The 10356-nt window shown below is 70.7% G+C and carries 9 protein-coding genes; 1 reads left to right on the top strand and 8 read right to left on the bottom strand.

From position 1 onward, the window contains the following. Positions 1-23 precede the first annotated feature (23 nt). The 8 genes from TN53_RS35120 to TN53_RS35085 form a co-directional block, all read right to left on the bottom strand. Complete coding sequence (locus TN53_RS35120) at positions 24-1043, bottom strand: TIGR03842 family LLM class F420-dependent oxidoreductase (protein WP_046262848.1); 1020 nt, start codon at positions 1041-1043, stop codon at positions 24-26. Positions 1044-1054: 11 nt separating this feature from the next. Then, positions 1055-2458 carry a dihydropyrimidinase gene (gene hydA, locus TN53_RS35115; RefSeq protein WP_046262847.1) on the bottom strand — a complete coding sequence of 468 codons (1404 nt, stop codon included), beginning with the start codon at positions 2456-2458 and terminating at the stop codon, positions 1055-1057. A gap of 82 nt (positions 2459-2540) precedes the next feature. Next, positions 2541-3383 carry a nitrilase-related carbon-nitrogen hydrolase gene (locus tag TN53_RS35110; protein WP_046262846.1) on the bottom strand — a complete coding sequence of 281 codons (843 nt, stop codon included), beginning with the start codon at positions 3381-3383 and terminating at the stop codon, positions 2541-2543. Positions 3384-3538: 155 nt separating this feature from the next. Next, positions 3539-5080 carry a PucR family transcriptional regulator gene (locus TN53_RS35105; RefSeq protein WP_046262845.1) on the bottom strand — a complete coding sequence of 514 codons (1542 nt, stop codon included), beginning with the start codon at positions 5078-5080 and terminating at the stop codon, positions 3539-3541. A gap of 38 nt (positions 5081-5118) precedes the next feature. Beyond that, positions 5119-6408, bottom strand: coding sequence for an aspartate aminotransferase family protein (locus TN53_RS35100; protein ID WP_046262844.1), 1290 nt, complete (start codon positions 6406-6408; stop codon positions 5119-5121). Beyond that, entirely contained in the window at positions 6405-7247 is an 843-nt protein-coding gene (locus TN53_RS35095; RefSeq protein WP_046262843.1) for a nitrilase-related carbon-nitrogen hydrolase, read from the bottom strand. Before TN53_RS35095 ends, TN53_RS35100 begins: the two co-directional genes overlap by 4 nt. A 158-nt stretch (positions 7248-7405) precedes the next feature. Further along, on the bottom strand, positions 7406-9028 hold the full coding sequence (locus TN53_RS44290) for a hypothetical protein (protein ID WP_052745362.1): 1623 nt from the start codon (positions 9026-9028) through the stop codon (positions 7406-7408). Positions 9029-9161: 133 nt separating this feature from the next. After that, positions 9162-9413 carry a helix-turn-helix domain-containing protein gene (locus TN53_RS35085; protein WP_046262842.1) on the bottom strand — a complete coding sequence of 84 codons (252 nt, stop codon included), beginning with the start codon at positions 9411-9413 and terminating at the stop codon, positions 9162-9164. A 32-nt stretch (positions 9414-9445) separates the two neighbouring features. On the opposite strand from TN53_RS35085, the gene map reads away from it, so the two are divergent. Further along, positions 9446-10219, top strand: a complete 774-nt coding sequence (gene map, locus TN53_RS35080) for a type I methionyl aminopeptidase (protein WP_046262841.1) — start codon at positions 9446-9448, stop codon at positions 10217-10219. The last annotated feature ends 137 nt before the right edge of the window (positions 10220-10356 follow it).

The following is a 10356-nucleotide window of genomic DNA, read 5'->3' as shown; positions in this document are numbered from 1 at the left end:
CGGGGGGAACGGGAGCGTGGGGGTCAGGCGTTGAGGGCGGGGATCACCTTCGAGCCGTAGGCGTCGATGACGGTCTCCTGCGCGTCGTGCATGTCGTAGACGGCGAACTGGTCGACGCCCAGCTCACGCAGGGCGTTGAGCTTCTCGATGTGCTTCTCGACGGGCCCGATGATGCAGAACCGGTCGACGATCTCGTCGGGCACGAAGGCGGTGTCGGGGTTGTCGGAACGCCCGTGGTGGGAGTAGTCGTACCCTTCGCGGGCCTTGATGTAGTCGGTGAGTTCGTCGGGTACGGCGGCGGAGTGCGCGCCGTACTTGGAGACCAGGTCGGCCACGTGGTTGCCGACCATCCCGCCGAACCAGCGGCACTGCTCCCGCGCGTGGGCGAGCGCCTCGGGCGAGTCGTCCTCGGTGACGTACGCGGGGGCGGCGACGCAGATCTTCACCTCGGAGGGGTCGCGCCCGGCGGCGACGGCCGCGTCCTTGACGGCCTTGACCATGTACTCGGTGAGGTAGAGGTCGGCGAGCTGGAGGATGAAGCCGTCGGCCTCCTCGCCGGTCATCTTCAGCGCCTTGGGGCCGTACGCGGCCATCCACACGGGGAGTTGGGCGTCCTCCTTGATCCAGGGGAACTTGATCACCGTGCCCCCGAGGTCGGCCTCCTGGCCGGAGCCGAGCGCCTTGATGACCTTCATGGCCTCGCTGATGCGGGCGAGGGTGTTCGGGGTGCGGCCCGCGACGCGCATCGCGGAGTCGCCGCGCCCGATACCGCAGACCGTGCGGTTGCCGAACATGTCGTTGAGGGTGGCGAACGTGGAGGCGGTGACCTCCCAGGTGCGGGTGCCCGGGTTGGTGACCATGGGGCCGACCGTCAGCTTGGAGGTGTTGGCGAGGATCTGACTGTAGATCACGAACGGTTCCTGCCAGAGCACGGCGGAGTCGAAGGTCCAGCCGTACGTGAAGCCGTTGCGCTCGGCCCGCTTCATCAGGCTGACGACCTTCGAGGCCGGCGGGTCGGTCTGCAGGACGAGTCCGAAGTCCATGTGCGCCACTCCTAGTTGAGGTACTGACAGGTGGAGCGCGGGGTGTACGTACCGTGCCCGGCGTGCCCGGTGTACTCCCGCTCGGTGATGACGAGTTCGCCGCGCGAGAGGACCGTCTCGACGCGGCCCGTGAGCCGCTTGCCCTCGTACGCCGAGTAGTCGACGTTCATGTGGTGGGTCTCGGCGGAGATGATCTGCTCGGCGTGCGGGTCGTAGATGACGACGTCGGCGTCGGCGCCCGGGGCGATGGTGCCCTTCTTCGGGTACATGCCGAACATCCGGGCGGGGGTGGCGCAGGCGATCTCGATCCAGCGGCGCCGCGAGATGTGCCCGTCGACGACGGCCTGGTGGAGCAGGTCCATACGGTTCTCGACGCCCGGCAGACCGTTGGGGATCTTCGAGAAGTCGCCGCGGCCGAGCTCCTTCTGGCCCACGAAACAGAAGGGGCAGTGGTCGGTCGAGACGACCTGGAGGTCGTTGGTCCTGAGGCCCTGCCACAGCTTGGCCTGGTGCTCCTTGGGGCGCAGCGGCGTCGAGCACACGTACTTGGAGCCCTCGAAGTCGGGCTCGGCGAGGTTGTCCGTGGACAGGAACAGGTACTGCGGGCAGGTCTCGCCGAAGACGTTCAGACCCTCGTCGCGCGCCCTGGCCAGCTCGGCCACTGCCTCCATGGCCGAGACGTGCACGACGTACAGGGGCGCTCCGGCGACCTGTGCGAGCTTGATGGCGCGGTGGGTGGCCTCGGCCTCCAGGAGCGCCTTGCGCACCTCCCCGTGGTAGCGCGGGTCGGTCTCACCGCGGGCCAGCGCCTGCTCCACCAGCACATCGATCGCGATGCCGTTCTCGGCGTGCATCATGATCAGTCCGCCGTTCTCGGCGGAGCGCTGCATGGCGCGCAGGATCTGGCCGTCGTCGCTGTAGAAGACGCCCGGGTAGGCCATGAACTGCTTGAAGGAGGTGACGCCCTCCTCCACCAGCAGGTCCATCTCCTTGAGCGTCTCCTGGTTCACATCGGAGACGATCATGTGGAAGGCGTAGTCGATCGCGCAGTTGCCCTCCGCCTTGGCGTGCCAGGCGTCGAGGCCCTCGCGCAGGGAGTGGCCGACGCTCTGCACGGCGAAGTCGACGATGGTCGTCGTACCGCCCCAGGCGGCGGCCCGGGTGCCGGTCTCGAAGGTGTCGGAGGCGAAGGTGCCGCCGAACGGCAGCTCCATGTGGGTGTGGGCGTCGACGCCGCCCGGGATGACGTACTTGCCGGTGGCGTCGATGGTCCGCTCGGCACTCCAGGCCTCGGCGGCCGGGGTGCCGGAGGCGGCGAGGGCGGCGATACGGCCGTCCTCGATCAGGACGTCGGCGTGGATCTCGTCGGACGCGGTGACGACGAGGCCACCACGGATGACGGTACGGCTACTCATGTTCCCTCTCCTGGTGTCGTACGAGTCGATCGATGCCGCCGGTCCGGCCCCCGTGCTCCGGACCGACGGCGGTCCAGGACGGTTACGGGGCGGTCAGCGGGGCGTACGCGTCGGGACGGCGGTCGCGGAAGAACTGCCAGCGGTCGCGCACTTCGCGGAGCTTGTTGAGGTCGAGGTCGCGTACGACGAGCTCGGTCTCCTTGTCGCTGGCCACCTCGCCCACGAACTGCGCCTCCGGGTCGACGAAGTAGGTCGTCCCGTAGAAGTCGTTGTCGCCGAGCTCCTCGACACCGACCCGGTTGATCGCGCCGACGAAGTACTCGTTGGCGACGGCCGCGGCCGGCTGCTCCAGCTGCCACAGGTAGGCGGACAGACCGCGCGAGGTGGCCGAGGGGTTGAAGACGATCTCGGCGCCCGCGAGGCCCAACGCCCGCCAGCCCTCCGGGAAGTGGCGGTCGTAGCAGATGTAGACGCCGATCTTGCCGACCTTGGTGTCGAAGATCGGCCATCCCAGGTTGCCGGGACGGAAGTAGAACTTCTCCCAGAATCCAGGCACCTGGGGGATGTGGTGCTTGCGGTACTTGCCGAGGTACGAGCCGTCCGCGTCGATCACCGCGGCGGTGTTGTAGAGGACGCCGGGCTGCTCCTCCTCGTACATCGGCAGGACGAGGACGATGCCCAACTCCTTGGCCAGCGCCTGGAATCGCTTGACGATCGGCCCGTTGGGGATCTGCTCGGCGTACTCGTAGAACGCCTTGTCCTGGACCTGGCAGAAGTACGGCCCGTAGAACAGCTCCTGGAAGCACAGGACCTGAGCACCCTGCGCGGCCGCGTCGCGGGCCGCCTGCTCGTGTACCTGGATCATCGATTCCTTGTCGCCCGTCCACGCGGTCTGGAAAAGGGCGGCGCGAATCACTCTGCTCATCGGGACCTCCGGTCGCTAGGTGTGCGAGAAGGCTAGAAAGTCCGAAAGCAGGCTTTGAGTTGCACGGTGTCACGTCTGAGGACGTTCGGCGTGCCACGGTGTCACCCTGCCGTGGGCCCATGTTTCACCGCCGTTTTCCCAGGTCGTGGCATGTTTCAGCCCTGTTGCGCGTCGTGCGCGAGGAGTGCGATGTGTACCGAGGCGGCCTGTTCGAAGTCGTCGAGGTCCACACCGAGCCGGGTCTGTATCGCTTCGAGGCGCCGGTACAGCGCGGGGCGCGAGACGTGGTGGAGCTGGGCGGTGCGGGACTTGTTGCGGCCGGTGGCCAGATACGTCCGCAGGACGGCGAGCAGGTCCTCGCCCGCCCCGCAGAGCAGTCCGTCCAGTTCCCGCTCCGCGAAGGACTGGACCTGCGGGTCGTCGCGCAACAGCCGTATCAGACCGCGCAGATGAACGTCCTTGAGGCGTACGACGGCCGGGAGGTCGAGTATTCCGGAAGCGACGGCGTCCGCGACATGCTGGGCCTCGCGCATCCCGGCGGGGACGTCGTCCCAGGCCGTACGAGGGTCGGCGGCGGCCACCACCGTCTGCGGCAGCCGGGCCGCGAAGTTCGCCGTCAGGACCGACGCGTCCTGGTCCCGGGCCAGACTCAGCAGGACCGCGGTCGCCCCGTCGGCGAGCTCGGCGACGATGCCGGGCAGCCCCAACAGCCTCAGCACGCGGTCGAGTTCGGCCGGATCACCGTCCCGTACGACCAACGGCACGAACGTCCGCCGATTGACGGGCAGTCCGGCCGCCCGCGCCCGCGGCAGCAGCTGTCTCGCCGGTACGACCCCGCTGACCAGGTCGGTCAGCAGGCTCTGCGCGGACTGCTCCTCCCAGGTGTGGGCGGAGTTCCCGGCGAGCATGCGGTGCAGGACGAGGGCCTCGGCGGCCCGGTCGGCGAGCAGCCGCCCGGTGGCGGTGTCCCCGCGGTACCCGCACAGCAGGATCTGCCCCCACCGCTCCCCGCGCCCGCCCAGCTCGGCCCGGATCCACCCGTCGCCCTCACTGCCGCCGGCCTGGCGGGCGATGCGCTCCCAGTCCCGCAGCACGTCGTCCACGGCCGACCGCTCCCCCGCCGTGGCGAGGACGCGGTGGGCGAGGTTGGTGACGACGACCGGACAGGCGCTGTGCTGGGCGACGTCGTCGAGGAGCCGTTGCAGCGGGGCGCCGGCGGTGATGAGTCCGGTGAGGCTGGTGCGTACGGCCTCGGAGAGGCTGACGGCGGCGAACTTCCGCCGTACCAGCCGGGACTGCACCTCCTCGGTCAACTCGGCGAAGGGGAAGGGCCGGTGCAGGACGACCATGGGCAGCCCGCACCGCTCGGCGGCCCGCCGCATCACGTCCGGCGGGGCCGGGAACGCCCGCCCCAGGCCCAGGACGACCGCGGCGGCCTCCGCGCGGTGCAGGGACTGGATGTACTCGGCCTGTGCGCCCTCGTCACCGGCGAGCAGCACTCCCGTGGTGAGCACCATCTCCCCACCGGTGAGCATGACGCCGACGTCGGGTGCCTCGGCGACATGCACCCAGCGCACGGCCCGGTCGAGCTGGGCCGCGCCGGCCACCACCTCGGGCTCCCCGGCGAGCACCCGTTCCAGAGTGAGGACCTGGCGTACGGACAGGGCCGGTTCCAGATGGTCCAAGGCGGTGGTCATGGCGGTCGTTCCCTTGCTCTGTCCTGCTGTCTGTACTGCTACTGGATGCTCCTCAGAGCGTTCTCGAGGATCGCGGCGCCCTCCTCGGCCTCCGCGACGGTGAGGGACAGGGGCGGTGCGACCCGCAGGGCGCTGGTGTTGTGACCGCCGCCCTTGCCCAGCAGCAGCCCGCCCTCGCGGGCGGCCTCCAGGACGGCGCTCGCCGCATCGGGGTCGGCCCGGTCGGTGCCGGGCTCGACCAGCTCGATGCCGATCATCAGCCCGCGCCCGCGCACTTCCCGTACCCCGGGAATCTGCGCGGTGACCGCCCGCAGCCGCTCGATGAGCAGCCCGCCGACGCGCCGGGCGTTGCCCTGGAGGTCGTGTTCCAGGAGGTACGACAGGTTGGCGAGGCCGGCCGCCATGGTGACCTGGGTGCCGCCGAAGGTGGAGATGCTGTTGGCGTCCAGGCAGTTCATGATCTCGGCGCGGGCCACGACCCCGCCGATGGACATGCCGTTGCCGATGCCCTTGGCGAAGGTGACGATGTCGGGCGGCCCCGAGGAGGCGTGCGCCTGCCAGCCCCAGAAGTGGTCGCCGGTGCGGCCCCAGCCGGTCTGTACCTCGTCGGCGATCCACAGGATGCCGCGCTCGGCGAGCACCTCGCGGAAGGCGGCGTACAGGCCGTCCGGCGGTGAGGTGAAGCCGCCGACGCCCTGGATGGGCTCGGCGATCAGGGCGGCGGGCGGGCGGGTGTGGCCGAGCAGGTCGGTCAGGTCGTCGACGCAGGCCGCGATGAAGTCGTCGTCGCCGAGCGAGGCGTACGGGCCACGCGTCCGCACGCCTCCGTGGACGTACAGGGTCTGGAGAGGGGAGAGCGAGGTCGGGGACCAGCCGCGGTTGCCGGTGATGCCGACGGCGCTGAAGGAGCGGCCGTGGTAGCTGTTGCGCATCGCCAGGATCGTGTTGCTGCGCCGGTAGGTGGTGGCGAGCATCAGGGCGGTGTCGTTGGCCTCGGTGCCGGAGGTGGTGAAGAAGACGCGGGCGTCCGGGATGCCGGACAACTGGCTGATCCTCTCGGCCAGTTCCACCATGGGCCGGTTGAGGTAGAGCGTGGACGAGTGGATGATCCTCCCGGCCTGTTCGCTCACCGCCTTGGTGACCTCGGGCAGCGCGTGGGCGGTCATCGTGGTCAGGATGCCGCCGAAGAAGTCGAGGTACTTGTTGCCCGCGGCGTCCCAGACGTGGCGGCCCTCGCCGTGGGTGATCTCCAGCGGGTCCTGGTAGTAGAGGGCGAGCCAGTCGGGCAGGACGGACCGGTGACGGCCCAGCAGGTCCTTGTCGGTCACGGCTGCACCAGCCCTTCGTAGGCGTCGGGCCGTCGGTCCCGGTAGAAGGCCCACTGTTGCCGTACCTCTTCGACGAGGTCGAAGTCCAGGTCGCGGACGACCAGTTCCTCCTCCTTGTCACTGGCGGTGTCCCCGACGAACTGGCCGCGCGGGTCGACGAAGTAGGAGGTGCCGTAGAAGTCGTTGTCGCCGTACTCCTCGACGCCGACCCGGTTGATCGCGGCGACGTAGTACTCGTTGGCGACGGCGGCGGCGGGCTGTTCCAGGCGCCAGAGGTGGGAGGAGAGCCCGCGGTGGGTGGCCGACGGGTTGTAGACCAACTGGGCGCCGTTGAGGCCGAGTTGCCGCCATCCTTCCGGGAAGTGCCGGTCGTAGCAGATGTAGACTCCGACCTTGCCCACGGCGGTGTCGAAGACGGGCCAGCCGACATTGCCCGGCTTGAAGTAGTACTTCTCCCAGAAGCCCTTGACCTGGGGGATGTGGTGCTTGCGGTACTTGCCCAGGAAGGTGCCGTCGGCGTCGATCACGGCCGCGGTGTTGTAGTAGAAGCCGGACTGCTCGACCTCGAAGACCGGTACGACGATCACCATGCCGGTCTCGCGGGCGAGCTCCTGCATACGAATGACGGTCGGCCCGTCGGGCACCGGCTCGGCCCAGCGGTAGTGCTCGGGTTCCTGCACCTGACAGAAGTAGGGGGCGTTGAAGACCTCCTGGAACCCGATGATCTTCGCACCCTGCCGGGCCGCCTCCCGGGCGTGCTCCTCGTGTTTTGCCACCATGGACTCGGTGTCGCCGGTCCAGGTGGCCTGGACCAGGGCGGCACGTACGACGTTGGCCATGAGCTGCTCCTTCGACGGGACCTCAGAGCCTCTACGCCCGTAGATGCAGGCCGTAGAGGGTCGAAAGTAAGCCTCCCCGGGAGCCTTGCCAAGACCATCGTCGTTAACCCGCTGAGTCGATCACGTTTCACACTCTCGTGGGTGATCGATCCCGCCGGTCAGGCGGTGAAGCCGGCGACCCTCAGTGCGTGGACGAGGTCCCAGTGGCGCTCCTCCGAGACACCCCGGGCGGCTTCCAGCAGCAGCGGTACGAGGGTCCCCGGGCCGGGGGCGGCGCTGCGGGCCGCTTCCTCAGGGGTACGGACGCGGACGTAGGCGTCGAGCAGCGCGCGCACCTCGCGGCGGCGGCCCTCGGCGGTCAGGCCCAGCACGGCGGCGCCGATCTCCTCGGCGGGCCGGGCCACGCCCTGGCGCAGGATCTGCTCCCCGTCACCGCCGCGCCCGGCCTCGACCAGCGCGTCCGCCGCGGCGACCAGTCGCTCGGCGGGCAGCGAGGCGGCCTCCCACAGCAGGCTCGCCCAGTCGTGGCCGAGCCCGGCACGCTGCAGTTCGCCGGCGAGCCGCGGGAAGCGGGCGGCGGGCCAGTGGGCGGCCTCGACGAGCAGCGCGTGCGCCTCACCGCTGCGTCCCTCCGCGCGCAGCCGCACCAGCGTCTGGACCGTCTGTACGACCTCCCGCCCGGCCCCCGCGTCCACCGGCTCGGCCTGCGGTCCCGGGCGCGCCTCGGGCTCGTCGGCGGCCCCGGCGAACCGGGCACCACGCGGAGTACGGCGGGCGCGGGCGGCGGGCGCGGGCAGGGCGGGTTCGGCGGCGGGCGGTACGACGACGGGGGTGGTCTCCTCCTCGACGAACCCGGCGAAGCGGGCGCCGCCACGACGGCGTTTGCGCTGCTTGGGGGTGGGTTCGGCGACAGGGGTGGGCGGAACGTCAACGGTGCCCGTGTCCCCGTACGCACCCGCGGCGGGGCCGCCGGGACCAGCCGTGACCTGGTCCGGCGCCTTGGCCCACTCGGGCCCACCGGCGACCTCCGGAGCGTCGTGGGCGCCGACCGCGGAACCGGCGCCGTGGCCGCTCCACCCGTCACCCCAGCCCGTGTCCTCGCGCCGGCTCGTCGCCTCCGCGGCCGTACCCGCGTCGCGCTGTTGCGGCATGTCCGGGGCCCGGCCGCCCCACTGGTCCGCATCGCCCGCGTCACCCGGGCCGTACTCGCTCTCGATACGGAACACGCCGCCGATGCCTCCGCGGCGGATCGCCCGGGCCTGGCCCTCCGCCGAGCGGTGGTCCAATTGCTGTATCCGGTTACGGAGTTCCGCGCACCGGACGGTCGCCCGTTCGTGGTCGTCGCGGGCCCAGGCGAGGTCGAGGCGGAGGGCGTCGGCCTGTTCCCGGGAGGTGGCGGCGGCCAGCGCATGCCCCAACTGCGCCTGGCGTTCGGCGGCGTACCGCTGTTCGCGGAGCATGACGTCGAGCCGGTCGCCCAGGGCGTCCCGGCCGCCGGGCCGGGCGTCGAACGCGGACAGCGCCGCGGTGTGCAGGGGCCTGACCTGTTCGGCCTCGGCAGTGGCGGCACCCGGGCCGTACTCGGTGGCCAGGTCCTGGAGCAGTGCCTCCACCACGTCCCAGGGCGGCACTTCACGCCCCTCGAGACAGGCCCGCACACCGTCGGGGTCGCGCTGCCAGAACACCGCGCACCAGCCGCCGCCCTGATCCAGGCGCGCCAGCAGACCGTTCAGGTAGTTCGCGAACTCCCGCACCCGACCCGGGAGTTGTTCCACTGCCATCGCACAACTCCCGCCAGACCGGAGTACTCCGGTCCGTAGAAAACACCAGTTGTGTTACGGCGCGGCTACAGCGGCTTTGCGAACCGGGCGCAAAGATCCCCGGCCGGGCGGTCCGACGCTGTGCGCCCCGCCGTCAGGCAGGCACCAGCACACACCTCACCACGAGGTCGTCCATGGACAGCCCCAGCACTCCCGCCAGGGCGGCGACGGTGAAGAACGCGGGCGTCGGCGCCCGGCCGGTCTCGATCTTCCGGAGGGTCTCCGCGGAGATGCCCGCACACGCCGCGACGTCGGCCATGCTGCGGCCGCCGCGGGCCTCACGCAGAAACCGGCCGAGCCGCTCGCCGCGTTCACGCTCTTCTTGGGTCAGTGGGGTGCGCACCATGACCCCATTCTAATACCGGTATAGTAATTGGCATGGTGGAGCTGAAGACGGACACATCGATCGACGCCATGTACGAGGCCGGCCAGGTCGTGGGGCGTGCCCTCACGGCCGTGCGCAAGGCCTCCGACGTGGGCGTCTCCCTGCTGGAGCTGGACGAGGTGGCGCACGACGTGCTGCGGGAGGCGGGCGCCACCTCGCCCTTCCTCGGCTACCGGCCCTCCTTCGCGCCGACCGCCTTCCCGGCCGTCCTCTGCGCCTCCGTGAACGACGCGATCGTGCACGGCATCCCGACCCGCCACAAGCTGCGCGACGGCGACCTGGTCTCGATGGACTTCGGCGCCGAACTGGGCGGCTGGGTCGGCGACTCGGCGCTCAGTTTCACGGTCGGCACACCGCGCCCGGCCGACGTACGCCTGATCGAGACGGCCGAACGGGCCCTCGCCGCCGGTATCGCGGCCGCCGTCGTCGGCAACCGCATCGGCGACATCGCGCACGCGATCGGCACGGTGTGCCGCCAGGGCGGGTACGGCATCCCGGACGGCTTCGGCGGACACGGCATCGGCCGCCGGATGCACGAGGACCCGGGGGTGCCCAACGAGGGGCGCCCCGGCCGCGGCATGAAGCTGCGCCCCGGCATGGTCCTGGCGATCGAGCCGATGCTGATCGGCGGCGGCACGGACGGCTACCACGCGGACGCGGACGGCTGGACCCTGCGCACCAACGACGGCTCACGCGCGGCCCACGCAGAACACACGGTGGCGATCACGGAGACGGGCCCGAGGATCCTGACGGCACGCACGGACTGACGCCCGGCGCCCCCAGAGGTGAGGGACTGGCAGATCCGTCCCCCCGCAGGACCGCGAAACCGCAGGTGACCGAGGCCGGGCACGGGACACATCTGCCAATCCCTCCCCCAGCGGGGGCGGGGCGGCGCTGGTCGGGG

Source organism: Streptomyces sp. WM6386, from assembly GCF_000972385.1.
Classification (GTDB): Bacteria; Actinomycetota; Actinomycetes; order Streptomycetales; family Streptomycetaceae; genus Streptomyces.
The sequence above is the reverse complement of the archived record's forward strand: the minus strand, read 5'-3'. Positions and strand labels throughout refer to the sequence as shown.

Bases quoted from the DNA above. Each gene is read 5' to 3' on its own strand.
- TN53_RS35085 (WP_046262842.1), bottom strand. From the start codon at position 9,413: ATGGTGCGCACCCCACTGACCCAAGAAGAGCGTGAACGCGGCGAGCGG.
- TN53_RS35095 (WP_046262843.1), bottom strand. From the start codon at position 7,247: ATGGCCAACGTCGTACGTGCCGCCCTGGTCCAGGCCACCTGGACCGGC.
- TN53_RS44290 (WP_052745362.1), bottom strand. From the start codon at position 9,028: ATGGCAGTGGAACAACTCCCGGGTCGGGTGCGGGAGTTCGCGAACTAC.
- TN53_RS35120 (WP_046262848.1), bottom strand. From the start codon at position 1,043: ATGGACTTCGGACTCGTCCTGCAGACCGACCCGCCGGCCTCGAAGGTC.
- map (WP_046262841.1), top strand. From the start codon at position 9,446: ATGGTGGAGCTGAAGACGGACACATCGATCGACGCCATGTACGAGGCC.
- TN53_RS35110 (WP_046262846.1), bottom strand. From the start codon at position 3,383: ATGAGCAGAGTGATTCGCGCCGCCCTTTTCCAGACCGCGTGGACGGGC.
- hydA (WP_046262847.1), bottom strand. From the start codon at position 2,458: ATGAGTAGCCGTACCGTCATCCGTGGTGGCCTCGTCGTCACCGCGTCC.
- TN53_RS35105 (WP_046262845.1), bottom strand. From the start codon at position 5,080: ATGACCACCGCCTTGGACCATCTGGAACCGGCCCTGTCCGTACGCCAG.